29 protein-coding genes and 1 pseudogene are annotated in these 24,293 nt (G+C 63.8%); 22 read left to right on the top strand and 8 right to left on the bottom strand.

Annotation, left to right across the window (positions count from 1 at the left end; translation table 11 throughout):
- Window positions 1–621: 621 nt before the first annotated feature.
- Both NKI32_RS27160 and NKI32_RS27165 read right to left on the bottom strand, forming a co-directional pair.
- Window positions 622–1,683, bottom strand: coding sequence for a TraB/GumN family protein (locus NKI32_RS27160; RefSeq protein ID WP_353004490.1), 1,062 nt, complete (start codon window positions 1,681–1,683; stop codon window positions 622–624).
- Between the two features lie 73 nt (window positions 1,684–1,756).
- Window positions 1,757–2,695 (bottom strand): tyrosine recombinase XerC, encoded by a 939-nt coding sequence (locus tag NKI32_RS27165; RefSeq protein WP_023736769.1) that lies wholly within the window; start codon window positions 2,693–2,695, stop codon window positions 1,757–1,759.
- A 118-nt stretch (window positions 2,696–2,813) separates the two neighbouring features.
- Here NKI32_RS27165 and rimM point away from each other — a divergent pair, with 118 nt between their 5' ends.
- Entirely contained in the window at window positions 2,814–3,413 is a 600-nt protein-coding gene (gene rimM, locus NKI32_RS27170) for a ribosome maturation factor RimM (protein ID WP_353004492.1), read from the top strand.
- A complete protein-coding gene (trmD, locus tag NKI32_RS27175; protein ID WP_023726048.1) occupies window positions 3,410–4,108 on the top strand; it encodes a tRNA (guanosine(37)-N1)-methyltransferase TrmD in 699 nt (232 codons plus the stop codon). The genes rimM and trmD overlap by 4 nt, the downstream gene beginning before the upstream one ends.
- On the opposite strand, the gene NKI32_RS27180 is transcribed toward trmD, so the two are convergent.
- Window positions 4,090–4,842: a sulfite exporter TauE/SafE family protein gene (locus tag NKI32_RS27180; protein WP_353004494.1), complete on the bottom strand. Its 753-nt coding sequence runs from the start codon at window positions 4,840–4,842 to the stop codon at window positions 4,090–4,092. The genes trmD and NKI32_RS27180 overlap by 19 nt on opposite strands.
- A 325-nt stretch (window positions 4,843–5,167) precedes the next feature.
- Between NKI32_RS27180 and rplS the strand changes: the two genes are divergently transcribed.
- The 8 genes from rplS to leuC all read left to right on the top strand — a co-directional run bounded on the left by rplS (window position 5,168) and on the right by leuC (window position 11,213).
- Complete coding sequence (gene rplS / locus NKI32_RS27185; RefSeq protein WP_023687704.1) at window positions 5,168–5,728, top strand: 50S ribosomal protein L19; 561 nt, start codon at window positions 5,168–5,170, stop codon at window positions 5,726–5,728.
- A 153-nt stretch (window positions 5,729–5,881) separates the two neighbouring features.
- Window positions 5,882–6,310: an organic hydroperoxide resistance protein gene (locus NKI32_RS27190; RefSeq protein ID WP_353004496.1), complete on the top strand. Its 429-nt coding sequence runs from the start codon at window positions 5,882–5,884 to the stop codon at window positions 6,308–6,310.
- Window positions 6,307–6,804: a MarR family winged helix-turn-helix transcriptional regulator gene (locus tag NKI32_RS27195; protein ID WP_023683877.1), complete on the top strand. Its 498-nt coding sequence runs from the start codon at window positions 6,307–6,309 to the stop codon at window positions 6,802–6,804. The genes NKI32_RS27190 and NKI32_RS27195 overlap by 4 nt, the downstream gene beginning before the upstream one ends.
- Before the next feature lie 237 nt (window positions 6,805–7,041).
- Window positions 7,042–7,842: a transporter substrate-binding domain-containing protein gene (locus NKI32_RS27200; RefSeq protein WP_023737994.1), complete on the top strand. Its 801-nt coding sequence runs from the start codon at window positions 7,042–7,044 to the stop codon at window positions 7,840–7,842.
- A 170-nt stretch (window positions 7,843–8,012) separates the two neighbouring features.
- Window positions 8,013–8,828: an amino acid ABC transporter permease gene (locus NKI32_RS27205; protein ID WP_023745410.1), complete on the top strand. Its 816-nt coding sequence runs from the start codon at window positions 8,013–8,015 to the stop codon at window positions 8,826–8,828.
- A 58-nt stretch (window positions 8,829–8,886) separates the two neighbouring features.
- Window positions 8,887–9,522, top strand: a complete 636-nt coding sequence (locus NKI32_RS27210) for a class I SAM-dependent DNA methyltransferase (protein ID WP_023745409.1) — start codon at window positions 8,887–8,889, stop codon at window positions 9,520–9,522.
- Window positions 9,519–9,731, top strand: a complete 213-nt coding sequence (locus NKI32_RS27215) for a hypothetical protein (RefSeq protein ID WP_198022458.1) — start codon at window positions 9,519–9,521, stop codon at window positions 9,729–9,731. The genes NKI32_RS27210 and NKI32_RS27215 overlap by 4 nt, the downstream gene beginning before the upstream one ends.
- Before the next feature lie 72 nt (window positions 9,732–9,803).
- Complete coding sequence (gene leuC / locus NKI32_RS27220) at window positions 9,804–11,213, top strand: 3-isopropylmalate dehydratase large subunit (protein ID WP_023670518.1); 1,410 nt, start codon at window positions 9,804–9,806, stop codon at window positions 11,211–11,213.
- A gap of 108 nt (window positions 11,214–11,321) precedes the next feature.
- Here the strand turns inward: leuC and NKI32_RS27225 are convergent, their stop codons facing one another.
- The gene (locus NKI32_RS27225; RefSeq protein WP_023670517.1) at window positions 11,322–11,633 is read right to left on the bottom strand and encodes a hypothetical protein; all 312 of its coding nucleotides are present in this window, start codon (window positions 11,631–11,633) and stop codon (window positions 11,322–11,324) included.
- A gap of 162 nt (window positions 11,634–11,795) precedes the next feature.
- Here NKI32_RS27225 and NKI32_RS27230 point away from each other — a divergent pair, with 162 nt between their 5' ends.
- Window positions 11,796–12,992: a GGDEF domain-containing protein gene (locus NKI32_RS27230; RefSeq protein WP_352741027.1), complete on the top strand. Its 1,197-nt coding sequence runs from the start codon at window positions 11,796–11,798 to the stop codon at window positions 12,990–12,992.
- Window positions 12,993–13,029: 37 nt separating this feature from the next.
- On the opposite strand, the gene NKI32_RS27235 is transcribed toward NKI32_RS27230, so the two are convergent.
- Window positions 13,030–13,401, bottom strand: a complete 372-nt coding sequence (locus NKI32_RS27235) for a hypothetical protein (RefSeq protein WP_023687709.1) — start codon at window positions 13,399–13,401, stop codon at window positions 13,030–13,032.
- A 252-nt stretch (window positions 13,402–13,653) separates the two neighbouring features.
- Between NKI32_RS27235 and NKI32_RS27240 the strand changes: the two genes are divergently transcribed.
- The 7 genes from NKI32_RS27240 (at window position 13,654) to NKI32_RS27270 (ending at window position 19,275) form a co-directional block, all read left to right on the top strand.
- On the top strand, window positions 13,654–14,124 hold the full coding sequence (locus NKI32_RS27240; RefSeq protein ID WP_023709350.1) for a hypothetical protein: 471 nt from the start codon (window positions 13,654–13,656) through the stop codon (window positions 14,122–14,124).
- Window positions 14,125–14,364: 240 nt separating this feature from the next.
- Window positions 14,365–14,784, top strand: a complete 420-nt coding sequence (sdhC, locus tag NKI32_RS27245) for a succinate dehydrogenase, cytochrome b556 subunit (RefSeq protein ID WP_023683884.1) — start codon at window positions 14,365–14,367, stop codon at window positions 14,782–14,784.
- Window positions 14,784–15,182: a succinate dehydrogenase, hydrophobic membrane anchor protein gene (sdhD, locus tag NKI32_RS27250; RefSeq protein ID WP_023683885.1), complete on the top strand. Its 399-nt coding sequence runs from the start codon at window positions 14,784–14,786 to the stop codon at window positions 15,180–15,182. Before sdhC ends, sdhD begins: the two co-directional genes overlap by 1 nt.
- A 1-nt stretch (window position 15,183) precedes the next feature.
- The gene (gene sdhA, locus NKI32_RS27255; protein WP_023687711.1) at window positions 15,184–17,013 is read left to right on the top strand and encodes a succinate dehydrogenase flavoprotein subunit; all 1,830 of its coding nucleotides are present in this window, start codon (window positions 15,184–15,186) and stop codon (window positions 17,011–17,013) included.
- Window positions 17,014–17,053: 40 nt separating this feature from the next.
- Window positions 17,054–17,833, top strand: coding sequence for a succinate dehydrogenase iron-sulfur subunit (locus NKI32_RS27260; RefSeq protein WP_023670510.1), 780 nt, complete (start codon window positions 17,054–17,056; stop codon window positions 17,831–17,833).
- Between the two features lie 65 nt (window positions 17,834–17,898).
- Window positions 17,899–18,636 (top strand): nucleotidyltransferase domain-containing protein, encoded by a 738-nt coding sequence (locus NKI32_RS27265; RefSeq protein WP_023706720.1) that lies wholly within the window; start codon window positions 17,899–17,901, stop codon window positions 18,634–18,636.
- Between the two features lie 6 nt (window positions 18,637–18,642).
- A complete protein-coding gene (locus NKI32_RS27270; protein WP_023708761.1) occupies window positions 18,643–19,275 on the top strand; it encodes a YceH family protein in 633 nt (210 codons plus the stop codon).
- Window positions 19,276–19,480: 205 nt separating this feature from the next.
- On the opposite strand, the gene NKI32_RS27275 is transcribed toward NKI32_RS27270, so the two are convergent.
- Window positions 19,481–19,906 (bottom strand): OsmC family protein, encoded by a 426-nt coding sequence (locus NKI32_RS27275; protein WP_023670508.1) that lies wholly within the window; start codon window positions 19,904–19,906, stop codon window positions 19,481–19,483.
- 219 nt (window positions 19,907–20,125) lie between these two features.
- Here NKI32_RS27275 and NKI32_RS27280 point away from each other — a divergent pair, with 219 nt between their 5' ends.
- Together NKI32_RS27280 and NKI32_RS27285 are read left to right on the top strand one after the other, a co-directional pair.
- Entirely contained in the window at window positions 20,126–20,341 is a 216-nt protein-coding gene (locus NKI32_RS27280) for a hypothetical protein (protein WP_023687714.1), read from the top strand.
- The gene (locus NKI32_RS27285; protein WP_353004501.1) at window positions 20,338–20,694 is read left to right on the top strand and encodes a YciI family protein; all 357 of its coding nucleotides are present in this window, start codon (window positions 20,338–20,340) and stop codon (window positions 20,692–20,694) included. The genes NKI32_RS27280 and NKI32_RS27285 overlap by 4 nt, the downstream gene beginning before the upstream one ends.
- Before the next feature lie 19 nt (window positions 20,695–20,713).
- Here the strand turns inward: NKI32_RS27285 and NKI32_RS27290 are convergent, their stop codons facing one another.
- A complete protein-coding gene (locus NKI32_RS27290) occupies window positions 20,714–22,321 on the bottom strand; it encodes a GMC family oxidoreductase (protein WP_353004504.1) in 1,608 nt (535 codons plus the stop codon).
- Window positions 22,318–22,908, bottom strand: a pseudogene (locus NKI32_RS27295) (FGGY-family carbohydrate kinase); the annotation flags it as partial. The gene NKI32_RS27290 and the pseudogene NKI32_RS27295, both read right to left, overlap by 4 nt.
- 197 nt (window positions 22,909–23,105) lie before the next feature.
- On the opposite strand from NKI32_RS27295, the gene NKI32_RS27300 reads away from it, so the two are divergent.
- Both NKI32_RS27300 and plsY read left to right on the top strand, forming a co-directional pair.
- Window positions 23,106–23,636: a hypothetical protein gene (locus NKI32_RS27300; protein ID WP_023670503.1), complete on the top strand. Its 531-nt coding sequence runs from the start codon at window positions 23,106–23,108 to the stop codon at window positions 23,634–23,636.
- Between the two features lie 17 nt (window positions 23,637–23,653).
- Window positions 23,654–24,292 carry a glycerol-3-phosphate 1-O-acyltransferase PlsY gene (gene plsY, locus NKI32_RS27305; RefSeq protein ID WP_353004506.1) on the top strand — a complete coding sequence of 213 codons (639 nt, stop codon included), beginning with the start codon at window positions 23,654–23,656 and terminating at the stop codon, window positions 24,290–24,292.
- Window position 24,293: the final 1 nt, after the last annotated feature.

Consider the following 24,293-nt stretch of genomic DNA (forward strand, 5'->3'; position numbering starts at 1 on the left):
CCCGCTTTTCAGCGGGCCGTTCTTGGCTGGAATCAAGATGCCAGATCAGTTGGCCAGATTACGGGCTCGGCGCCGGAGCAGGCGCGGGTGCCGGGGCTGGCGCAGGAGCCGGTGCGGGAGCAGGGGCTGGTGCGGGAGCCGGTTCGGCCGGCTTCATCGGCTCAGCCGGTGCAGGTGCGGGCGCCGGTGTGCTGGCTGCCGGCGGCTCTGCGGGCGCAGGATGTTCGCCGCTTCTGCCGAAAACATAGTACGCGACAATCGCAAGGATGACGACGACCAGCGCAATCAGCCAGCCGCTGCCACCACCCGACCTGGGCGCTGGATCGTTAGGGTTCGCCATAAAAGTGTCCTCCGTGGATGAAAAGCATCAATCAACACCCCTCAACGCGCAACCGTTGAACGGGTTCATATTAGGCCTTCAAATTGACGAACGCAGGAAAATTCTGATTCGCAACCGCTTGTTGGCCTGTATTTCCCCCGCAAAATCAATCACGAACGAGGTAGAACGAGCTTAGCTGGCCTTTTCCGCCAAAAATAGGGCCAACCGCCTCCGCTTTGCGAATCAGTTGCGCACCGCACAGAGCCGGGCTTACGTGATTCGGTATTCAAGACGGGCGCTGCTCAGTCGACGGCGGTGACGGTATAGCCGGCCTTGCGAAAATCCTCGACCAGGCCTTCGGGGCCGGGAAGATGCATGGCGCCGACGGCCATGAAGGCATTGCCCTTGGCCAGGATCCGTGCGGCATGGTCGGCCATGACCTTGTTGCGGCCGGTGATCATCGTCCGGTCGAATTCGGCGTAACCTGCGTCGTCTTCGTCGGGCGAGATCGAACGCAACAGCGGCCAGAAGGTGCCGGTGTCGCCGCGCTGGTAAAGCACGATCATGGTTTCGTTGATGTCGTTTATCTTGTCGCCGAGCTTCAGGGTCTCGACCAGCCCCTTGATGTGGAACGCAAGCGGCAGCGAGGCCATGGCGCGCAGCTGGCTGGCTGCGGTCTCCAACCCTTCCACCGGCTTGCCATTAGCCTTGGCGTCCTGCGCCAGCTTGACGTCGAGAACCGGTGCGCCGCCTGCCTGACGGGCGACCTCACAGACCGGCAGCGCGACCATGGCCGACAGCAGCCACGGCTTCATCTTGGAGACGCTCGCCGGCGGAATGCCGCGCGCATCGAGCCCTTTGTTCACCACCGCCGCATCCTCCGGCGACAACAGCGACGACAACGTCGTGTTGTCGGTGAACATCATCAGCTCGGGTTCCTTGAGCATGGCCTCCATCATCTTCTGCTTGTCGAGCACGTCGGTGGTCTCGATGATGATGGTGCCGGCAGCGTCATAGGCTTTCCTGGCTGCCGGCGGCAGAGTGGTCACGCGCGGGTCGGTCATGTGCATGGTGCCGAACAGGAAGGATGGCTTTTCGCCTGATTTCTCCAGCTTCCACAACAGGCCCTTGCCGTTCAGCGTCGCTGCTGCTTCCGTCTCGATCCTGGAATAGGTGGCGGGGTCTTCCTTCTGCAGGGCCGACAGCAGATCGGCGCCGGCGCAGGCCGGGGCTTCGGCATGCGCCCTGCCCATGGCAAGCAGCAGCACGATGAGGAAAGACAGGAAAAACAGGGCGTTGAGCGCGACGAGCAGCTTCAGCGACACAAGGGCGGCGCGGTCGGCGATGGCAAGGGCGCGTTTCATGGTGCGGTTCTAGGACTGAAAAGCGGCGAAACGGTTAACCGACGTGGGGAAATTGTCCTGGACTAATACAGTGTCACGCGCGGGGATGGGCGGATTCGTAAATCTCGAGCAGTCTTGCGGTGTCGACGCCGGTATAGACCTGCGTCGTTGACAGGCTGGCGTGGCCGAGCAGTTCCTGGATGGTGCGCAGGTCGCCGCCGCGCCCGAGCAGATGGGTGGCGAAGGAATGGCGCAACGCGTGCGGCGTCGCGGTGTCGGGCAGGTTCAGCGCCGAGCGCAGCCTGGCCATGTCGCGCTGGACGATGGCCGGGTTGAGCGGCCCGCCGCGGGCGCCGCGAAACAGCAGGCCCTTGGGATCGAGATGGTAGGGACACCGTTTTCGGTATTCGGCGATTGCCCGGAGCGCCACCGGCAGCACCGGCACCAGCCGTGTCTTGCCACCCTTGCCGGTGACGCGCAGCACGGTGTCGGCTTCCGATGCCAGGTCGGCGGCGCTGAGGCCCAGCGCTTCGGAAATGCGCAGGCCCGATCCATAAAGCAGCGTCAGCACGGCGGCGTTGCGGGCGGCGATCCAAGGCTCTTCAGCCAGCTGGCCTTCCACCGACACGACATGTTTGGCATCGCTGGCGGTCAGCGGCTTGGGCAGCGATTTCGGCTGGCGCGGCGCGCGCAACGCCGCGGCACCGGCGGCATTGGCGAGACCGCGCCGTTCGAGGAAGCGCAGCAGCGAGCGGATGCCGGCGAGGCCGCGTCCGAGCGTGCGGGCGCCGGCGCCGGCGTTGCGCCGCGCGGCAAGAAAGCCGCGCAGATCGGCCGGGCGGAGAGTGGCGATGTCGGAAAGACCAGGCGAGCCGCCGCAATGCCCTGTGAGGAAATGCAGGAACTGGCGCGTGTCGCGCTCATAGGCTTCGACGGTCGCCGGCGACAGCCGGCGCTCGCGCGCCAGCATCTTCAGCCAGCTTTCGCGCGCTGCCTGGAGGTCGGGTTTTGCCGGGATGAGAAATTCCTGCATGCCGCCATTGTCAGGCAGCCGGGTTAGGAAGCGGTGAAGAACCTGTCATTGAAATGGCCACGAGCGATCATTGAAATGACGCCGGTAGGGCGTTAGAGCAGGGCAAAGGATATCAGCCATGTCGAAGCCCCAGAACCCCGTGCAAATGGCCGTGATCGGCGCCGCCCACGGCATCAAGGGCGAATTGCGGGTGAAGACCTTCACTGGCGAGCCGATGGCGCTGGCCGATTATGGGCCGCTCTATGCCAAGGACGGCCGCGCCTTCCAGATCACCGACATAAGGCCGGCCAACACCGTCGTGGTGGTGCGCTTCAAGGGCATTGCCGATCGCAATGCCGCCGAGGCGCTGGCCGGAACCGAGCTGTTCGTCGACCGCTCGATGCTGCCCGACGATGGCGAGGAGGACGAATTCTACCACGCCGATCTCGTCGGACTTGAAGTCCGCGACGATAAGGACGCGGTCATCGGCAAGGTGGTGGCGGTGCACAATTTCGGCGGCGGCGACATTCTCGATGTCACGCTTGGCGGGCGCAAAGGCGTGCTGATCCCGTTCACGCAGGCCGCCGTGCCGCAGGTGGTGGTTGCCGAAGGTTTTGTCCGTGTCGATCCGGCGGCGGCCGGGCTGGTCGAGGACGAGGATGGCGACGCGCCGCGCGAAGAAGACTTCGACGCGAAGGGCCGGCCGCGCGGGCCACGCGACGCCGGGGGCAACCGGTGACGTTCAAGGCGTCGGTGCTGACGCTCTATCCCGAGATGTTTCCGGGCGGGCTAGGCCTGTCGCTGGCCGGACGGGCGCTCGAAGTCGGGACATGGTCGCTGGAAGCTATCCAGATCCGCGACTTCGCCAGCGATCGCCATCACACCGTCGACGACACGCCGGCCGGCGGTGGCGCCGGCATGGTGATGCGCGCCGATGTGCTGGCCAAGGCGATCGACCACACGTCGCCGGCGGGCGATCCGCGGCCGCGTTTGCTGATGAGCCCGCGTGGAAAGCCGCTGACGCAGGCGCACGTGCGCGAACTGGCTGGCGGGCCAGGCGCCGTCATCGTTTGCGGCCGGTTCGAGGGCGTCGACCAGCGGCTGATCGAGGCGCGTGGACTGGAAGAGGTCTCCATCGGCGATTTCATCCTGTCGGGCGGCGAGCCGGCGGCGCTCGTACTGCTCGACGCCGTTGTGCGGCTGTTGCCCGGCGTCATGGGCAATGCGGTGTCGGGCGAGGAAGAAAGTTTCGAGAACGGCCTGCTCGAACACCCGCATTACACGCGGCCACAGGAGTTCGAAGGCCGCCCCATCCCCGACGTGCTGGTCTCCGGTAATCACAAGAAGATCGCCGCGTGGCGGCGCGCCGAGTCCGAGAAGCTGACCAGGGAGCGCCGGCCGGATTTGCTCGCCGCTCAGCCCTTGGCAAAATAGTAGACGGCGAGAAACAGGCCGACGGCGATGACGAAGCCGCGTACTGCGTTTTGCGGCACGCGCTTGGCGATCCAGACGCCGGCATAGCCGCCGAGCGCGCCGCCGGGGATCATGACGATTGCCTGAGGCCAGGCAACAACGCCGCCGGAAACGAAGACCAGTATGGCAACGGCGGCGATGACCACGGCCAGCATGTTCTTCAGCGCGTTCAGCCGGTGATAGTCGCCGGATTGCGTCAGGCCGAGCGTTGCCAGCATCATGACGCCCATGCCGGCGCCGAAGAAGCCGCCATAGATGGCGGTGGCGAACTGCGCCAGCGAACCGGTCAGAGAGCCGACCGTGGCTTCATGCCCAGGCTTCGGCGTTGGTTTCAGCCACGGCCCGGCGGCGAACAAGGCGGTTGCGGCCAGCAGCAGCCACGGCACCAGGGCGCGGAACGACGGATTTGAGAGCGCCAGCAGGATGAGCGCCCCAGCCAGCGCGCCCAAAGCCGAGATCAGGCAAAGCAGCAGCGCGCCGCGCCAGAAATGCTTGATGTCGGTCCAGTAAGCCAGCGTCGAGGTGATGTAACCGGGAAACTGCGTCACCGAGGAGGTGGCGTTGGCGATGATCGGCGGCAGGCCGGCCAGCGTCATGGCGCCGAAGGTTATGAAGGTGCCGCCGCCGGCAACCGCGTTGACGGCGCCTGACAGAAAACCCGCGAGGAAGAGCAGGATAGCGTCGAAAACAGACATTGTGAGGCCGCCGGACAAGTGTGCTGCTCCCGGATTAGGAAGCTTGAAGGGCCGGCGCAACCCTGCACTGGACGATTGCGTGGTGGCATGCGACCAAAAAAGACAGGGCCAAGGCGTGACAAGTCAGTGAAATAGCTGTATGTGCCCGCCCGTACTGGCGAGAAAAATCTCCCGGACCGTCAACAATGACGGTGTAGTCGCCCCTGCCCAATGTTTCGAAGACAAGATGTCTCGGGGACAAAGGGCATAGCCGAGCGGTCAATGGAACTGCAAGGCGAGTGTCGGACGCTCTGACTGTCGGAAGAACAAGAAGTGGACTATTGAGATGGATATCATCCGTCAGCTCGAGGCCGAACAGGCCGCCAAGATCGAAGCCAAGCGCAAGCTTCCCGAGTTTCAGCCCGGCGACACCGTGCGCGTCCAGGTCCGCGTGACCGAAGGCACCCGCACCCGCGTCCAGGCCTATGAGGGCGTCGTCATCGCCCGCGCCGGCGCCGGCTTCCAGGAAAATTTCACCGTCCGCAAGATCTCCTACGGCGAAGGCGTCGAGCGCGTTTTCCCGGTCTACTCGCCGATGGTCGAAGGCGTCGAGATCGTGCGCCGCGGCAAGGTGCGCCGCGCCAAGCTCTATTATTTGCGCGACCGTCGCGGCAAGTCGGCCCGTATTTCGGAAAACACCGGCGTGCGCGCCCGCAAGCTCAACGATGAGGAACGCGACGCGCTGAACGCCGAGAAGGCCCGCATCGAAGCCGAGAAGGTTGCCGCTGCCCAGGCGCTGGCCGCCGAGACGGCCGCCAAGGAAGCTGCCGAGAAGAAGGCCGTCGACGAAGCCGCCAAGGCCGCCGACGAGGCTGCAAAGGCGGCGGAAGCGACCCCGGCCGAATAAACCTGGTCCAAGGATTTTGAAAAGGCGGCTTCGGCCGCCTTTTTTCGTTTCACCAGACTGTGAACGATTGCCGGCCGAGAGTTTGGCCACGGCTGTTGACCTGAATTATCTTGTACACTAAATGATAGTGTACAAATAAAATGGAGAACTGACATGGCACTCTACACCACACAGGCTCGCGTCACCGGCGGCCGCGCCGGCCACGGCGAGACCAGCGACGGCCTGCTGAAGGTCGACCTCGCTTTGCCGAAGGAGCTCGGCGGACAGGGTGGCGCCACCAATCCCGAGCAGCTGTTCGCGGTCGGCTATGCCGCCTGCTTCGAAAGCGCCATCCGCTTCGTCGCGCGCAAGCAGAAGCTGCCGCTGGACGATGCGGCGGTGAGCGCCACCGTCAGCCTGCTTCCCAATGGTGAAGGCTTCAAACTTGGTGTCGCACTCGCCGCGGAGACGAAAGGCCTTGATCAGGCGGTGGCGGAAGCGCTTGTATCGGCAGCGCATCAGATTTGCCCCTATTCCAATGCGATCAAAGGCAATATCGAGGTGGCGCTTTCGACAGTGGCGCTTCCGGCAAAGGCAGCATGACGACGAAGACCGAAACCAGGGCCAGCGAAGTCCCGGCGGACACCGCCGGGAGGATCGCCGTTCCGCGCCTCGACCAACAGCTCTGCTTCGCGCTCTATTCGGCGAGCGGGCTGATGACCAAGCTCTATCGGCCGCTGCTTGACCCGCTCGGCCTGACCTATCCGCAATATTTGGCGATGCTGGCGCTGTGGCAGCATGCGCCGAGCACGGTCGGCGAACTCGGCGAGGCGCTGGGGCTGGATTCGGCGACATTGACGCCTCTGCTCAAGCGGATGGAAGCGGCTGGTCTCGTCACCCGCCGTCGCGATCCGGCCGACGAGCGCCGCGTGCTGGTCGAACCGACTGCCAAGGGCCAGGCGCTGCGCGCCCGCATCAAGGACGTATCCGCAGGCCTTGCCTGCGCCATGCCGCTGGAAGTCGAGGAGCTGAAGTCGCTGCACCGGACCTTGACCGGATTTGTCGCCAAGCTGCGTGAGGCTACGTCACCATCCTGATCCGTCATCTGACGGGTTCCCGTGTCCAGGAGGGGTCTGGTTTGCCGGCGGCGCAATCACGGAATAAATTCCGACCACGGGGCGTTCTAAAACCGCGTTGGTTGAGGGCATTGGAATCCGCTTTCACCGGACGCTGAGCACCGGACCGGCTTGCAAGCCGTCTGCGGACGGCTAAAGTCGCGCCTGGATTTTCATGCGAGCCCGGCTGCAAGCGGGCTTCTCATCCTGGAGCGTGTCATGACCAAATCGAAGCTGCTGCTGGCCGCCCTCGCGGCCTGTTTCCTCGCGCCCGTCGCTGCATGGGCGGCCGATGCGCTGCCCGATCTCGGCGGCAAGAAGGTCGTGGTGGTGACGGAAAACGCCTATCCGCCGCTGCAGTTCATCGACGCCAAGACCGGCAAGCAGATCGGCTGGGAGTATGACGCGATGGACGAAATCGCCAAGCGGCTGAACTTCAAGGTGGAGTACCAGAACACCTCCTGGGACGCGATGATCCAGGCGGTTTCCGACAACCAGTACAACATTGGCATGACCGGCATCACCATCAAGGACGACCGAAAGGAGAAGGTCGATTTCTCCGACCCCTATATGCGTTCGGAGCAGTTCATGCTGGTGCGCGCCGATGAAAGCCGCTTCACCGACGCCAAGACCTTCGCCGCCTTCAACGACGGGTTGATCGGCGCGCAGGCCGGAACGACGCCGTTCTACACCGCCGTCTACAGCGTGCTCGACGGCAATGAGCAGAACCCGCGCATCAAGCAGTTCGAGACCTTCGGCGCTTCGGTGCAGGCACTGAAATCCGGCGACGTCGATGTCGTCCTGACCGACGGCACCGCCGGCAAAGGCTATGTGGATGCCTCCGGCGGCAAGCTCAAGCTGATCGGCGGCCCGCTCGGCACCGAGGATTTTGGCTTCATCTTCCCGAAGGGCTCGGACCTGGTGAAGCCGGTCAACGCGGCGATCGCGGCGCTGAAGGCTGACGGCACGATCGAGGCGCTGAACAAGAAGTGGTTTCTCGACTACAAGATGGGGCAGTGATGTCCGACTCCTTACCCTCCCCCTTGTGGGGAGGGTCGATCCGCGAAGCGGAGCGGGGTGGGGGTGCCAGCGCCGGCGCTTTGTCACGACCCCCCCCCCCGGCTCACCAGCTTTGCGATGCAAAGCTTGTTCGCCGACCCTCCCCACAAGGGGGAGGGTGAAGCGCCCTGATGGCCACGCCCCCCGCTTCGACTCTCAAATCCGATTTCCCCTGGTGGCTTGCCGCCGCGATCGCGCTCGCCGTCGTCGCTGCGCTCTCCATTGCCGCCAGCGATCTCTACGCCCAGGTTTTTGCCACCGTCGCCAAAGGCATCGGCATCACCATTCTTGTCACCGTGGTCGCCTTCGCGCTGGCTTCCGCCACCGGGCTCGGCGTTGCGCTGATGGGGTTGTCGGGGTCGCGTTGGCTCAGGCAGATCGCTCGTTTCTATGTCGAAATCATCCGCGGCGTGCCGATCCTGGTGCTGTTGTTCTGGATCGCCTTCGCCGGCGCGCCGGCCTTCGTGGCTGCGTGGAATGCGCTGACCGCGCCGCTGCAAAACGCCGGCTATCTCGGCGAGCTTTTGGTGCGCGACGTGTCGCTGTTGTGGCGTGCAATCATGGCGCTGACCATCGGTTATTCCGCCTTCATCTCCGAGGTTTTTCGCGCGGGCATCCAGTCGGTCGAGAAAGGCCAGATCGAGGCTGCCAAGGCGCTCGGGCTGACGCGCACGCAGCGCTTCCGGCTGATCGTCTTCCCACAGGCGATCCGCACCATCCTGCCGCCGCTCGGCAATGACTTCGTCGCCATGGTCAAGGATTCCTCGCTGGTCTCGGTGCTCGGCGTCGCCGACATCACGCAGATGGGCAAGATCTACGCCGCCGGCTCGTTCCGCTTCTTCGAGACCTATACGATCGTCGCCTATATCTATCTCATCCTCACCGTCAGCCTGTCGCTGGCGCTGCGGGGGCTGGAGCAACGACTGCGGCGGGCGCAGCAGGAATAGAAGTCCGACGCGGGCACGGCTACGATCGCGGAGGACAGGATTCCGGAGGATGCAGGCGATGACGATCGACAAGGCCAATGCGGCGCTGGGTACCGTCTATTCGGCCGACACGCCGGAAGGGCTGGCCAAGGCCTATGCAGACTGGGCCGCGACCTATGACGGCGAGACCGCTTCGCTCGGCTATCTGCTGCCGTTCCTGATCACCGCCTGGGTGGCGCGCCATGTGAAGGTGGGTGAAGGCCCGCTGCTCGACGCCGGCTGCGGCACCGGCCTGTCGGGCCCGTCATTGAAGGCGCTGGGTTATCACGACATTGCCGGGCTCGACCTCTCCGACGACATGCTGAAGATCGCCGGCAGCCGCAATGCCTATGGCGATCTGAAGCAGGCAATGCTCGGCGGGCCGCTGCCCTGGCCAGACGGGCATTTCCGCGCCTTCTTCTCGACTGGCGTGTTCACCATCAGCCATGCGCCGGCGTCCGGCCTGCACGAGCTTGTCCGCATCACCAGGAAAGGCGGCCACGCTATCTTCACCGTGCGCGACCAGGTGTTCGACAGCGGTGGCTTCCAGGCCGTGTTCGACGGGTTGGAACGGGCCGGGAAATGGCAGCCGGTCGAGCAAAGCCCATGGTTCCGCTGCTATGCGATCGCCGAGGCGGACGCGCTGGTGAAGACTTTCGTATTCGAGGTGGTTTGAGCGCCGCCCTCTTCGCCTTCTCCCACAACAAGGGGAGAAGGGAAAACACGCCGCAATTGCCGAAAAGCCAAAACATTGGTATGAGCCACGCCATGGAAGAGCTTTTTGGCGATCCGGCCTATAAGGGTTTCGTGCTGCAGGACAGAAAACGCCTGCCGTCGCGTTTCTCTTCGCGCATTTCCGGCGCGCTCACCAGCCGACTTAGCTAAGCCGCTTTCGCTGGGCCGAAGGCTTCGGCGCGTCTGCCCTTCCCCTTTTTGCAAATCGACGGATTTACGCACATGAGCGCACCGCGCACCCTCTACGACAAGATTTTCGACGACCATGTCGTCGACCGCCAGGATGATGGCACCTGTCTGCTCTACATCGACCGCCATCTCGTCCATGAAGTGACCAGCCCGCAGGCCTTCGAAGGTCTGCGCATGACCGGCAGAAAAGTCCGGCATCCGGAAAAGACGCTGGCCGTGGTCGATCACAATGTCTCGACCTCGCCCGAGCGCAAGTTCGGCATCAAGAACGAGGAAAGCCGCATCCAGGTCGAGGCCTTGGCCAAGAACGCTAGGGATTTCGGCGTCGAATATTACTCCGAAAACGATATCCGCCAGGGCATCGTCCACATCATCGGGCCGGAGCAGGGCTTCACGCTGCCTGGCATGACCATCGTCTGCGGCGACAGCCACACCTCGACGCATGGCGCCTTCGGCGCATTGGCACATGGCATCGGCACCTCCGAGGTCGAGCATGTGCTGGCGACCCAGACGCTGATCCAGCGCAAGGCCAAGAACATGCTGGTGCGTGTCGATGGCCAGTTACCGGAAGGCGTCACCGCCAAGGACATTATCCTCGCCATCATCGGCGAGATCGGCACCGCCGGCGGCACCGGCTATGTCATCGAATATGCCGGTGAGGCGATCCGCGCGCTGTCGATGGAAGGCCGCATGACGATCTGCAACATGTCGATCGAGGGCGGCGCGCGCGCCGGCCTGATCGCGGCCGACGAAACCACCTTCGCCTATGTCAAGGGCAAGCCGCGCGCGCCGAAGGGCGCGTCGTGGGACGCCGCGCTCGAATACTGGAAGACGCTGCAGTCCGACGAGGGCGCGCATTTCGACAAGGTGATCGTGCTCGACGCGGCCAAGCTGCCGCCGATCGTCTCCTGGGGTTCCTCGCCCGAGGACGTCGTTTCGGTGCAGGGCGTCGTTCCCAATCCGGAAGAGATCACGGACGAGAACAAGCGGACGTCAAAGATCCGCGCGCTCGACTATATGGGGCTGACGCCGGGCACGAAGATCACCGACATCACGCTCGACCGCGTCTTCATCGGCTCCTGCACCAATGGCCGCATCGAGGATCTGCGTGCGGTGGCCAAGGTGGTCGAAGGCAAGACGGTGAGTGCGCATGTCGATGCGATGATCGTGCCGGGCTCCGGTCTGGTCAAGGAACAGGCGGAGGCCGAGGGTCTCGACAAGATCTTCATTGCCGCCGGTTTCGACTGGCGCGAGCCGGGCTGCTCGATGTGCCTGGCCATGAACGACGACCGGCTGAAGCCGCATGAGCGCTGCGCCTCGACCTCGAACCGCAATTTCGAAGGCCGGCAGGGCTTCAAGGGCCGCACCCATCTGGTATCGCCGGCCATGGCGGCGGCGGCGGCGATCGCCGGCCATTTCGTCGACATCCGCGACTGGAAATAGCGCAGACTGGTTCAAGCCTGATCTGAGCGTATGCAAAACCCCGAACGGCAACACCGTTCGGGGTTTTGTTTAAAGCGCGCCGCTCTAAGACCCTTGGGGTATTATGCCCTAGCCGGCACGCCGGATGATTTCATGAAATTCCTCCCGGCTGCCGGGTTCGTCGGCCGCGACCACCAGCGCCAGTTCGCGCTCGTCGAAGATCTTGAACCACTCGTCCCATTCGACCAGCTCGTAGCCGCCTGCGTTGACCGGGCGTTCAGGCTGATCCTGGTCCTGATAGGCGTGCTGGCCGAAGACGAGCCTCAGCAACGGCTGCGTTCCGGTTTCGGGCGATACATCGACGATCGCCGGAAATCCGGCGCGCCCTGCGGCCCATGAGCGAATTGCTTCGTGATCGGTCAGCGTGATCGTGTCGGCCATGAACAACTTCTCCTTGATTGCTGTCAGGAAACGCCGGCCTCAGGTCCCGGTTCCGTGCACCAGCTTCATGAGTGGCGACTTGCATATTCGTCCCGGCTTAACCGCTTGTTGGGGCTTGCGCTCTAAGGTCTTCCCGGACGTCAAGCGGGAAGTCACCGTCCTTTGGACACCGGCCTGTTCATAGCGCTGCTCAATCCGACGATCGCGCTGGCGCTCGGCGCGGCGTTCCTCGTGCTATGGTTCTATCAGCGCCACCGGCCCTATCTGGCTGTGCTCGGCACGAGCTATTGCGTGTCCGCGCCCGGCTTCCTGCTGCAGTATTTCACGCTGCCCGGCGGCATGGTGCTGACCAAGCTGGTCTCCAACCTCTGCTTCACGCTCGCCGCCTGCTGCCTCGTCGGTGCGATCATCTCGCGCTACGGCAGGCGCGTGCCCTATATCGCGATCGGCATTCTGGCGGGTGGCGGGATGGTCGCATTCTGCTGGTTCCTGTTCGTCCAGCCGGACTTAACTTGGCGCATCCTGTCGATCAATTTCGGCTTTGGCGGCCTCAGCCTGCTGGTCGCCGCCGAGCTGCGCGCCGTGCGCAAGAACGGCCCGACGGAAAAAATCCTGTTCGTATTGTCGCTGCTGTCCGGGCTGAACTTCATCGGCCGCACGCTGCTCGTCGTCATCTCGCACGGGCCGTTCACCAGCTATGACGGGTTTTATGGCTCGTCCTACTGGACGACGGCGCTTTTGACGCACGCGCTGCTGTCGTTGCTGATCGCGCTCTGCCTGTTCTCGGCAGCTGCGCTCGACGTGATGAAGGCGCTGAAGACCGAGACGCACACCGATCCGCTGTCTGGCCTGCTCAACCGCAGGGGTTTCGAGGAGCGCGCCTTGCTGGTGCTGCAGCATTGCGCTGTTACCAAGGTGCCGGTCGCGCTGGTGCTGGCCGATCTCGATCACTTCAAGGCGCTCAACGACAAATACGGACATGCCGCGGGCGACCAGGTGATCGCCGACTTCGCCGCCAAGCTTCGCGCGGCCGCCGGCATGCGTGCGGTTGCTGGCCGCATCGGCGGCGAGGAGTTCGCCGTGCTTCTGTCGCTGAGCGATCTTGCCACGGCGCGGCTGTTTGCCGAAGCCGTGCGCACGCACTATTCGGCCGGCAGTGTCGACGGGTTGCCGCCGGGCACCAGGGTGACCGCGAGCTTCGGCGTCGCGGCGCGCACCGGCGACGAAGGGCTGGAGCCGCTGATGCGGCGCGCCGACGAAGCGCTCTACAAGGCCAAGAAGAACGGCCGCGACAGTGTGCGATTGTCCTATGAGCGGGCGGAAACGGTGTTCATCCCGGATACAGGCAGCGTCGGTTAGCGTCTCGCTTAAACGGCCTCTCGGCCGTGCCGGATCATCAGCGGCAAGGGCTGAGGTTGGGCATTTCGCCATCGGAGAGGCCGTACATATAGGAGCGGCCCTTCACGAACACCGGCGGCTGGTAGCAGCCACGCCTGGAGATGTGATCCGCCTCGTCTTCATAAAGGACTTCCGGTTCCGCTTCCGGCTGCCCGGCGCTGGTGTAGTCGGACAATTTCTTGGCCAGCCTGCCTTGGCCGACAATGATGCGCTTGTAGCCGGCGGCGCTGTCGATGACGAGATTGCCCAGGGAATCGGCATAGACGCGGTCATGATGGCGCGACCAGGCCATTGCCGGGGCGGCGAAGCCGAGACTGGCTGTCGCCAGCACAAGCGCCGCAAGGCGCGCTCTTCCTGAATTCGAAAGCATGGTGTCCTCTCTGCTGTGGACCCGATCGAATCGGAAATTAACCTTTTCTTAACCTTTGTTAAGAGGGCAGGCGCATCCGGCGGCGATCTCTCGCCAAACATGGTTAATATCCCACGGGATGGAAACCCGGGCGTCATCATTCGGCCATGCTTGCCCGCACCATCGGCCGCGACGCACACAACTACGCTGACGTCGGGTGAGCTTGATCTTGGTGGAACATCGCGGCTAGTTAGCCGCGCAGGAGGACAGCATATGGCGTTACGCCGGACGTTTCGGGTGACGCTGTTGTCGATCCCCTTGCTGACTGCCGCAGCCTGCGTGCCGCAGAACGGCGCGCCGACGGCGGTGAATACCGTACCACCCACTGTCGCGCCCGTGCCGGCTCAGCAGTCCGCCGCACCTGTGGCGCCCCCGGCTTCCGCAACGGCTCCGACAGCGCCTGCCGCACCTTCAGCCAAGATCGTCACCGACCTTACCGCGCCGCGGTCTGCTGTCGGCACGGCAACTTACAGATGCGGCAATGGCGGCATGATCACCATCCAGAACCTCGGCACGGCGTTGCGCGTTGTCAGGCCCGATGGCACGACCGAGGAGTTTGCCGCATCACCCGCCAACCAGTCCAGCCGCTACCAGGAAGCCGCGTCGCATGACGCAATCGTGATCGACGCGCGCGAGGCGCTGGTGATGAAGAGGGGCTCGACACCACAGACCTGCAAACGATAGCCTGGCGTCGATTGCAAAGGAAATGCCGCACTGCAGCGAACGGTGCGCCGGCTTTCGACGGTGGCCAAATCGATTGAAGCGAAACAGCAGCCTTTTGTCAGACTAAATGACGTTTTCAAAACGATTTTCCGGCTTTGACGCGGTGCAAAAAGAGCATTAGAAACCGGCTGTCTGAAGTCATATATCGAGGCGGTAAGTGCCGCTTTCCACCGCGGCTCCGGACATCGAACTGGGGCAGCCATGAGCAAATCACCAGCCACCCGAACCGCCAGACGTGAACGGCCGCTCTCGCCGCACCTGACGATTTACCGCCCACCGATCACCATGACGATGTCGATCATTCACCGCATCACTGGCGGGGCGCTGTATTTCGGCACGCTGCTGGTCGCCGCGTGGCTGATGGCGGCGGCGAGTTCGCAAGGCGCTTTCGATTGGATCAACTGGGCCTTCGGCACCTGGCTCGGCCGGCTCATCCTGTTCGGCTACACCTGGGCGCTGATGCACCACATGCTGGGCGGCGTGCGCCATCTCGTCTGGGACACCGGCGCCGGGCTGGAGAAACACACGGCATCGAAGATCGCCTGGGCGACGCTCGCCGGTTCCATCCTGCTCACGCTGCTGATCTGGGTCGCCGGCTACATGGCGCGGGGAACCTTGTGATGAGCGGCACGAACAACAACGATATGCGCACGCCGCTGGCCAAGGTCCGCGGTCTGGGCTCGGCCCGCGAAGGCACCGGGCATTTCTGGCGACAGCGGCTGACGGCCATTGCCAACATCCCGCTGATACTGTTCTTCGTCGGGTTCCTGATCGCGCTCAATGGCGCCGGCTTCGCCGAGGTGCGGGCGGCGCTCGCCAGTCCGTTCGTGGCGCTGGTGTTGGCGCTGGTGCTCGTTTCCGGTCTCACCCATATGCGTGTCGGCATGCAGGTCATTATCGAGGATTACGTGCATGCCGAAGGCATGAAGCTGGCGCTGATCGCACTCAGCACGTTTTTCACCATAGCGGTCGGCGTCGCCTCGATCTTCGCCCTGCTCAAACTGGCATTCGGAGGCTGATTTGGCCAAGGACGCGAAATCGGCCACCGGCTATACCTTTGTCGACCACAAGTTCGACGTGGTGGTCGTCGGCGCCGGCGGCGCCGGCCTGCGCGCCACGCTCGGCATGGCCGAGCAGGGCCTGCGCACGGCCTGCATCACCAAAGTGTTCCCGACCCGCTCGCACACGGTGGCGGCACAAGGCGGCATTGCCGCGTCGCTGTCCAACATGGGTCCGGACTCCTGGCAGTGGCACATGTACGACACCGTCAAGGGTTCGGACTGGCTGGGCGACGTCGACGCCATGGAATATCTGGTGCGCGAGGCACCGGCGGCGGTCTACGAGCTCGAGCATTACGGCGTGCCGTTCTCGCGCACCGAAGAGGGCAAGATCTACCAGCGGCCGTTCGGCGGGCACATGATGAATTATGGCGACGGCCCGCCGGTGCAGCGCACCTGTGCTGCCGCCGACCGCACCGGTCACGCCATCCTGCACACGCTCTACGGCCAGTCGCTGAAGAACAATGCACAGTTCTTCATCGAGTATTTTGCGCTCGACCTGATCATGGAACCGGACGGCACCTGCACCGGCGTCGTCGCCTGGAACCTCGACGACGGCACCATCCATCGCTTCTCCGCCAAGATGGTGGTGCTGGCGACCGGCGGATATGGCCGCGCCTATTTCTCGGCGACGTCGGCGCACACCTGTACAGGCGACGGCGGCGGCATGGCGGCACGGGCGGGCTTCCCGCTGCAGGACATGGAGTTCGTGCAGTTCCATCCGACAGGCATATACGGCGCCGGCTGCCTGATCACCGAAGGCGCGCGCGGCGAGGGCGGCTATCTCGTCAATTCCGAGGGCGAACGCTTCATGGAACGCTACGCGCCGTCGGCCAAGGACCTGGCCTCGCGCGACGTCGTCTCGCGTTGCATGACGCTGGAGATCCGCGAAGGCCGCGGGGTCGGCAAGAACAAGGACCATATTTTCCTGCATCTCGACCATCTCGATCCGGCCGTGCTGCATGAGCGGCTGCCGGGCATTTCGGAATCGGCCAGGATTTTCGCCGGCGTCGACCTGACCAAGGAGCCGATCCCCGTGCTGCCGACGGTGCACTACAATATGGGCGGCGTGCCGACCAATTACTGGGGCGAGGTGCTGAACCCGACTGTCGAGAATCCTGACCGGGTGTCACCCGGGCTGATGGCGGTCGGCGAGGCCGGCTGTGCCTCCGTGCACGGCGCCAACCGGCTGGGCTCGAACTCGCTGATCGATCTGGTGGTGTTCGGCCGCGCCGCCGCAATCCGCGCCGGCCAGGTCATCGACCGTAATTCGGCGATCCCTTCGCCCAACGAAGCCTCGGTCGAAAACATCATGGACCGCTTCGACCGGCTGCGCCACGCCAATGGCTCGACGCCAACCGCTGTTCTGCGTGAGAAAATGCAGAAGGCGATGCAGGAAGACGCCGCCGTGTTCCGCACACAGGAGTCGCTCGAAAACGGCTGCAAGCGCATTTCGCAGATATGGACCGAGCTCAAGGACCTGAAAGTCTCCGACCGCTCGATGATCTGGAATTCCGACCTGGTCGAGACGCTGGAGCTGGAAAATCTGATGGCCAACGCCATCACCACGGTCTACGGCGCCGAGGCGCGCAAGGAGAGCCGCGGCGCGCATGCGCGCGAAGATTTTTCGGCCCGAGACGACATTATCTGGCGCAAGCATACGCTGGCTCGGCTAAGCGAGGACGGCCAGGTGAGCCTCAGCTATCGTCCCGTGCACACCGAGCCGCTGGTGGCGGAAAAGGACGGCGGCATCAGCCTTGCCAAGATCGCGCCGAAGGCCAGGGTGTACTGACCATGGTGCCGAAGCCCGTCATCCGAAAGGACCAGAGGTAATGGTCGAACTAACGCTTCCCAAGAACTCCAAGGTGCAGCCGGGCAAGACCTGGCCGAAGCCGGAGGGCGCCACCAACCTGCGGGAATACCGCATCTACCGCTGGTCGCCCGACGATGACGAGAACCCGCGCATCGACACCTATTTCGTCGACATGGACGATTGTGGGCCGATGGTGCTCGATGCGCTGCTCTGGATCAAGAACAAGATCGACCCGACGCTGGCGTTGCGCCGCTCCTGCCGCGAAGGCATTTGCGGCTCCTGCGCCATGAACATCGATGGCTCCAACACGCTGGCCTGCACCAAGGGCTGCGACGACATTTCCGGCGCCGTCAAAGTCTACCCGCTGCCGCATATGCAGGTGGTCAAGGACCTGGTGCCCGACCTCACCAATTTCTACGCCCAGCACGCCTCGATCCAGCCATGGCTGAAGACAGTGTCGCCAGAGCCAGCCAAGGAATGGCTGCAGAGCCATGAGGACCGCGAAAAGCTCGACGGGCTCTACGAGTGCATCCTATGCGCCTGCTGCTCGACCTCGTGCCCGAGCTATTGGTGGAACGGCGACCGCTATCTCGGCCCGGCGACGCTGCTGCAGGCCTATCGCTGGCTGATCGACAGCCGCGACGAAGCCACGGGCGAACGGCTCGACGATCTCGAAGACCCGTTCCGGCTCTACCGCTGCCACACCATCATGAACTGCGCCCAGACCTGCCCGAAGGGGCTCAACCCGGCCAAGGCGATTGCCGAGATCAAGAAGATGATGGTGGAGCGCAGAGTCTGACGCCGTCGCTACCCGCCGACTTTTCGCCGGACGCCGTCGCGGCGCTGCGCGCCCGCCTCGATCTGGTGCGAAGCCAGCCTGTAAAAATCCTGTTTGCCATCGAAAGCGGCAGCCGCGCCTGGGGGTTTCCGTCTCCCGACAGCGATTATGACTGCCGCTTTGTCTATATCAGACCGGTAACCGATCACCTCGTGCTGCAGCAGGCGCGCGATGTGATCGAGTTTCCGATCGAAGGCGAGATCGATGCCGGCGGCTGGGATCTGCGCAAGGCGTTGCTGCTGGCGCTTGGCGGCAATGCCGTCATAGTCGAATGGGCGAAGTCGCCGATCGTCTATGAGGAGGTTTCGGGGTTTCGCCAGCGCCTTCTCGATTTGCTGGCCGAGATCGTCGATCCGGCGAAGGTATCGCACCACTATCTCGGCCTTGCGCGTTCGCATGTCGCCAAGATCGGCAGTTTCTCCGGCGAGGTGAAGTTGAAGAAGCTGTTCTATCTGATCCGCCCGCTCGTGGCGCTCGACTGGATGGAACAGCGCGGCTTTGCCAGCCTGCCGCCGATGAACCTTGGCGAATGCCTCGATCAGACCGAGATACCGGCTCAAGCCAGCGACGAAATCCGCGGCCTGATCGAGCGCAAAAGCCGGACGCGGGAGATGGGTCTCGGGCCTCATCCCGACCGCAATCGCGCGCTATCTCGAAGCCCGCTATGGTCACCACGAAATGAACCTAGTCGGCCCCGTCAGGGACAAAGCCGGCCAAGCGCGCAAACATGCCCTTGCAACCGAATTTTACCGCCGGGAGGCTGAACTTCAATGAGCGATGACCTTCCCATTCTCAATCCCGTCGAAGCCCGTGTGCTCGGCTGCCTGATCGAGAAGAGGGAGCTGACGCCGGATGTCTATCCGCTGACGCTGAATGCAGCACTTGCAGCCGCCAACCAGAAGACGGCGCGCGAGCCTGTCATGGCGCTGGAGCAGACGGAGGTGCATCGGACTCTCAAGCTGCTCGAGCAGAAGGGGCTGGTGCGTCAGATGTTCGGCTCGCGCGTCGAGCGCTATGAGCATCAGATGGCGCAGCGCTTCTCGCTGACCACGCCGCAGACCGCGGTGATCGGCCTGCTTTTGCTGCGCGGGCCGCAGACGGCGCATGAGTTGCTGGCGCGAGCTGAGCGCATGGCGCGGTTTTCGTCCGTCGAGGACCTGCGTGGCGAACTCGACATGCTGATCGGCCGCCGCCCGCCGCTCGTCCAGGAAATACCGCGCGGGCCGGGGCAGCGCGAGGACCGTTTTATGCATCTGCTCGCAGGACCGGTGGACGTCGCGGCGTTATCGGTGCAGCGGAGCGCGCCGGCCTTGCCTGCTTCCGACCTGGAAGCGAGATTGGAGGCTCTGGAGCAGGAAGTCGTAGCCCTTCGCGCCCGGCTTGATGCGCTGGGCGCCCAATAGTATCCGAGACGTCGGCGGGACAGCACCCCCTCTGGCCTGCCGGCCATCTCCCCCTCAAGTGGGGAGATCAGATGTCACGCCGGCCTTCGCCAATTACGAACGTCGAAAGAAGAGTGCCAGCTACCGAGCTTCCAATTTCCCCGGGAGATGCCCGGCAGGGCAGAGGGGGGCGCGAAGAATCGCTACCCCGGGCAAAATCGGCGGATCACCCCAGTTTCGCGTCGAGCGACACTTTGATGGCGCCGAGCGCCTTCGAAACCGGGCATTCGGCCTTGGCCTTCTCGGCCAATTCCTTGAACTTCGCCGCATCGATGCCCGGTACCTTGCCGATCAGGGTGATGGCGCTGCCGGTGATGCCGGTGCCGGGGACCAGCGTCACCACCGCCTTGGCGTCGAGCTCGGTGGCGGGCGTGCCGTTCTCGGCCAGGAAATGCGACAGCTGCATGGCGTAGCATCCGGCGTGTGCCGCCGCGATTAACTCTTCGGGATTGGTGCCGGATTTGCCGCTCTCGTCCTCGAAGCGAGCCTTGAACGAATAGGGCGTGCCCTTCAAGGTGCCGCTCTGGCTGTCGAGCGTGCCCGTGCCCTCCTTCAGATTGCCTTTCCAGACGGCGTTTGCGGTACGGTCCATAGAATTCTCCTTGATTACAGCGACAGCGCCGGCCACGCGGCGTTCCCTCCAACTATAGCGCGGCGGCAGGGGAAGACCACCGCGCTGTTTCGGCCGGATGCGACGCCGGCGTGCCCTGCAAATTTTTCTGAAAAAATGTGCGTGCAAAAATGTCGACTTGCATCGGCGCCGGCCGTCCTGCGAGCGTCCACGGATTCTCGTGGCGGATGGAGATCCAAGATGAACAATCTGTTTTCTGCCCATTGGAACGACGCCGACAAAAGCGCGCGTCTACACGAGATCGACTGCTCGCGACCTTCCGGCTTCGGCCGGCTGCTTGCTGCGGTCGCTGTGATCGGCATTGCGGTCTGCGTGCTCGACCACGCTGCTGCCGGCAGGGATGCCGCCGGCGCCGTGATCGCATATGCTTCGTCACAGCAAGGGAGCTGGAAATGAAATATGTCTGTCTGGTCTACGGCGAGGAAAAGGACCTCCATGCCATGACGCCGGAGCGTCTGGCCAAGCTCGACGCCGATTCGATGACCTACGACCGGTCATTGGACCAGCAAGGCAAGCTGATCATCGCGCAGGCGCTGCAATCGGTGAAGACGTCGAAGACGGTGCGGCGCCGCGAGGGCAAGCGGCTGATCACGGACGGTCCGTTTGCCGAAACCAAGGAGCAATTGCTCGGTTTCGTCATGATCGAGGCCGACGGTCTCGAACAGGCGCTGGCGATCGCAGGCGAGATTCCGCTGGCCGAAATCGGCACGATCGAGGTCAGGGCGATCTACGACGTGCCGGGGTCTTAGCCCCCGCTCCCCCACACATCTATGCAGGGCGTCGAATCATGTCCGCCGCCTTCTCGGCGATCATCACCACTGGCGAGGCGGTGTTGCCGGAGACGATGCGCGGCATGATCGAGGCGTCGATGACGCGCAGGCCCTCGATACCGGTCACGCGCAGGTCCGGGCTGACGACGGCGCGGTCGTCGACACCCATCCGGCAGGTGCCGACCGGGTGGAAGATGGTCGTCGCGATCGAGCCGATCTGGTGCAGCAGGTCATCGTCGGACTGGTGGGTGAGGCCCGGCAGGATCTCCTCCGGCCGGAAACCGGCAAGCGCCTTCGCAGTCATGATGCCGCGCGCCTGGCGCACCGAGCGCAGCGCGATCTCGCGGTCGCGCACCGTCGAGAGGTAGTTCAGCCGGATCTCCGGCTGCACCGCCAGGTCGCGCGTCGTGGCATGCACGGAGCCGAGGCTGTCGGGGCGCAGATTGCAGACCGACATGGTGATTGCCGGGAACGGGTGCAGCGGGTCGCCCAGCCGGTCGGTAGACAAGGGCTGGACGTGGTACTCCAGGTCCGGCGTCGCCATCGACGGATCGGATTTCGAGAACATGCCGAACTGGCTCGGCGCCATCGACATCGGTCCCGAGCGGCCAAAGGCATATTGCAGCGCGATCTTCGCCTTGCCGCTCAGGCTGTTGGCAAGCGTGTTGAGCGTCAGCGCCGCCGACACTTTATAGACGGTACGGATCTGCAGATGGTCCTGAAGGTTCTCGCCGACATTGGGGCTCGCGTGAACCACATCGATGCCGAGCGCGGCGAGGCGATCCGGCTCGCCGACCCCGGAAAGCTCCAGCAGTTTCGGCGTGTTGATCGAGCCGGCGGTCAGCAGCACCTCGCTCCTGGCCTTTGCCTCGATGGTTTGGCCGCCGACGCGATAACAAACGCCGATAGCACGCTTGCCCTCGAACAGCACCTTCTCGACATGCGCGTTGACGACCAGCCGAAGGTTGGGCCGTCGCAGCGCCGGGCGCAAGAATGCCTTGGCTGTGTTCCAGCGCACGCCCTTGCTCTGGTTGACTTCGAAGAAGCCGGACCCCTCATTGTTGCCGTCGTTAAAATCCTCGCGCGGCATGATGCCGAATTCCTTGGCCGCCTCCTGCACGGTGTTCAGGATCGGCCAGGACAGGCGTTGCCGCGCCACTTTCCATTCGCCGCCGGAGCCATGCAGCTTGGTCTTGCCGCCATGATGGTCCTCGGATTTGAGGAAGTAGGGCAGCACATCGTCCCAGCCCCAGCCGACATTGCCCATCTGCCGCCAGCCATCATAGTCCGCCGCCTGTCCCCGCATGTAGATCATGCCGTTGACCGAGGTGCAGCCGCCCAGCACCTTGCCCCGGGGATAGACCAGCGAGCGGCCGTTGAGGCCGGCTTCGGGGGCAGTCTTCATCATCCAGTCGGTGCGCGGATTGCCGATGCAATAGAGATAGCCGACCGGGATATGCACCCAGTGATAATTGTCGCTGCCGCCGGCCTCGAGCAGCAGCACGCGCGTCGCCGGGTCTTCGCTCAGGCGATTGGCCAGCACGCAGCCCGCCGTGCCTGCGCCGACGATGATGTAGTCGTAGTCGCCATCGAGCCGTTGGGTCATTGCGGTGGTTTACTCGGCGATGTTCTACTCGGTTCTGCCGCCTGTTCGGCCCAGAACGATCGCAGCGTAACGGCAAGGCCGCAATAGGCGCGATAACGCCTGTTGTAATGGTCCTGCATGGCCGGATTCGGACGATAGGCGGCGCTTGACCGGGTCATGGCCTCGACGCCGGCCTCATAATTCGCGAAGAGACCGGCCGCGACCCCAGCGCCGATCGCCGCGCCAAGCGCGCCGGTCTCGCGCGCCTCGGGCACGGTGATCGGCACGCCGAGCCCATCGGCGAAGATCTGCGGCCAGTGCTCGCTGCGCGAGCCGCCGCCGGACAGGACCGCCTTGTCGAAGCTGACACCGGCGTCCTTCAGGACATTGATGTGGCGCCTATGCTCGAACATCACGCCCTCGAACAGCGCGCGCAGCATATGGCCTTCCTTGTGCCAGCCGGCAAGGCCGTAGAAGCCGGCGCGGTATTCCGCCCCTTGCCCCGACCCGTAGAGAAACGGGTGGAACATCGGATCGTCCCAGGCCGGCGTCACCGCGCCGACAGCCGCGTTGCAGTGGCCGAACGGATCGTCATAATGGGCACCGCGCTCGATGCGAAGTCGGCGTTATCGCTAAGCGGTTGCATCATTAGTGCCCGTGACGAGCGACCTGAACCCAGGACGTCCGATCTCGGCGTCTGGATGATTAGGGGGCCAGCTCTGTTTTCTCATCAGATACAATTCTTGCGTGTTGAAGCAACGCCGGAGTTCTCCTATCGTCGCCGCAATTTTCGGGGGAATTCGACATGCCTTTCCTGATTGCTATTCTCGGCGTGCTGGGAGCCGGGGCGTTCTGGTGGTATCGCATGAAGGCCATGAACGAAGCCGCGCGCGAGGTCGCCGACGTCGTCGGCCGCGTCCAGGGCAACATAAGGCGCAAGAAGCTGCGCAAGCAGGCGGCGCTGTCGCCGCTGACGGCGATCGACGATCCGGTGGTGGCGGCGGCAACGCTGATCACCGCACTGGCAGCGGAGCACGGCCCGATCCTGCCGAAGCGCGAAACGGTCATCCGCGAGGTGATCTCGCAGATTGCGGACAACCAGAAGAAGACCGATGAAGCCGTCGTCTACGCCAAATGGGCCGCGGCGCAGATCGACGACACGACGATCGTCATCGACAAGCTGGCGCCCTTCCTGCGCGAGCGCCTCGATCCCCACGAGCGCGAAGATCTGCTGCAGATGCTGGATCGTGTTGCCAAGAGCGGCGAGCAGAGTTTCAAGGTCGCCGACCAACGCATGCTGCGACTGCGGCAGAAGCTGGGGTTTGAGGTCAACTGAGAAACAGCCCGGGCCGCATGTCATTCTGGATAGCGAGCGTGGCAGGATCGGCTGCCGCTTACCTTATCGGCTCTACGCCTGCCGGCTATCTGGCGGGGAAACTGCTTAAGGGCATCGATATCCGGGAGCACGGCTCCAAGTCCACCGGTGCGACAAATGTATTGCGCACACTCGGGAAATGGCCAGCATTGGTGGTGCTTCTGGTGGACGTGCTGAAAGGGGCGGCAGCGGTCATCTTTGCCCGTTGGTTTTGTTTCTGGTCCTCCGCAACGCCGCCGTCGGCAATATCTGATATGCCCGTTTGGGCTCCTTGGATTGTATGCCTGGCCGGACTCGCTGTTTTGCTTGGGCATAGCCGTTCGATCTGGCTGAATTTCACCGGCGGCAAATCGGCTGCGACGGGGTTGGGTGTTTTGTTGGCGATGTCCTGGCCTGTGGGCCTAGGCGCGGCGACGGCATTTGCCGTGGTGTTGGCAGTTTCCCGAATTGTGTCCCTGAGTTCGATGCTGGCGGCGCTCACCGCGATCGCCCTCGTCGGCGGCATGGGACAACCATTGCCCTACCGGTTGCTGGTCATCGCCGGCGGCATCTACGTGATCGTGCGCCACCGCGCCAACATTGCGCGGCTGATGTCAGGAGCCGAGCCGCGTCTATGAC

The organism is Mesorhizobium sp. M0761, assembly GCF_040320205.1.
Taxonomy (GTDB): domain Bacteria; phylum Pseudomonadota; class Alphaproteobacteria; order Rhizobiales; family Rhizobiaceae; genus Mesorhizobium.

Coding starts and splice junctions, on each gene's coding strand:
- NKI32_RS27160 (WP_353004490.1), bottom strand. CDS start 1,683: ATGAAACGCGCCCTTGCCATCGCCGACCGCGCCGCCCTTGTGTCGCTG.
- NKI32_RS27165 (WP_023736769.1), bottom strand. CDS start 2,695: ATGCAGGAATTTCTCATCCCGGCAAAACCCGACCTCCAGGCAGCGCGC.
- rimM (WP_353004492.1), top strand. CDS start 2,814: ATGTCGAAGCCCCAGAACCCCGTGCAAATGGCCGTGATCGGCGCCGCC.
- NKI32_RS27180 (WP_353004494.1), bottom strand. CDS start 4,842: ATGTCTGTTTTCGACGCTATCCTGCTCTTCCTCGCGGGTTTTCTGTCA.
- rplS (WP_023687704.1), top strand. CDS start 5,168: ATGGATATCATCCGTCAGCTCGAGGCCGAACAGGCCGCCAAGATCGAA.
- NKI32_RS27190 (WP_353004496.1), top strand. CDS start 5,882: ATGGCACTCTACACCACACAGGCTCGCGTCACCGGCGGCCGCGCCGGC.
- NKI32_RS27195 (WP_023683877.1), top strand. CDS start 6,307: ATGACGACGAAGACCGAAACCAGGGCCAGCGAAGTCCCGGCGGACACC.
- NKI32_RS27200 (WP_023737994.1), top strand. CDS start 7,042: ATGACCAAATCGAAGCTGCTGCTGGCCGCCCTCGCGGCCTGTTTCCTC.
- NKI32_RS27205 (WP_023745410.1), top strand. CDS start 8,013: ATGGCCACGCCCCCCGCTTCGACTCTCAAATCCGATTTCCCCTGGTGG.
- NKI32_RS27210 (WP_023745409.1), top strand. CDS start 8,887: ATGACGATCGACAAGGCCAATGCGGCGCTGGGTACCGTCTATTCGGCC.
- leuC (WP_023670518.1), top strand. CDS start 9,804: ATGAGCGCACCGCGCACCCTCTACGACAAGATTTTCGACGACCATGTC.
- NKI32_RS27225 (WP_023670517.1), bottom strand. CDS start 11,633: ATGGCCGACACGATCACGCTGACCGATCACGAAGCAATTCGCTCATGG.
- NKI32_RS27235 (WP_023687709.1), bottom strand. CDS start 13,401: ATGCTTTCGAATTCAGGAAGAGCGCGCCTTGCGGCGCTTGTGCTGGCG.
- NKI32_RS27240 (WP_023709350.1), top strand. CDS start 13,654: ATGGCGTTACGCCGGACGTTTCGGGTGACGCTGTTGTCGATCCCCTTG.
- sdhC (WP_023683884.1), top strand. CDS start 14,365: ATGAGCAAATCACCAGCCACCCGAACCGCCAGACGTGAACGGCCGCTC.
- sdhD (WP_023683885.1), top strand. CDS start 14,784: ATGAGCGGCACGAACAACAACGATATGCGCACGCCGCTGGCCAAGGTC.
- NKI32_RS27260 (WP_023670510.1), top strand. CDS start 17,054: ATGGTCGAACTAACGCTTCCCAAGAACTCCAAGGTGCAGCCGGGCAAG.
- NKI32_RS27270 (WP_023708761.1), top strand. CDS start 18,643: ATGAGCGATGACCTTCCCATTCTCAATCCCGTCGAAGCCCGTGTGCTC.
- NKI32_RS27275 (WP_023670508.1), bottom strand. CDS start 19,906: ATGGACCGTACCGCAAACGCCGTCTGGAAAGGCAATCTGAAGGAGGGC.
- NKI32_RS27280 (WP_023687714.1), top strand. CDS start 20,126: ATGAACAATCTGTTTTCTGCCCATTGGAACGACGCCGACAAAAGCGCG.
- NKI32_RS27285 (WP_353004501.1), top strand. CDS start 20,338: ATGAAATATGTCTGTCTGGTCTACGGCGAGGAAAAGGACCTCCATGCC.
- NKI32_RS27290 (WP_353004504.1), bottom strand. CDS start 22,321: ATGACCCAACGGCTCGATGGCGACTACGACTACATCATCGTCGGCGCA.
- NKI32_RS27300 (WP_023670503.1), top strand. CDS start 23,106: ATGCCTTTCCTGATTGCTATTCTCGGCGTGCTGGGAGCCGGGGCGTTC.
- plsY (WP_353004506.1), top strand. CDS start 23,654: ATGTCATTCTGGATAGCGAGCGTGGCAGGATCGGCTGCCGCTTACCTT.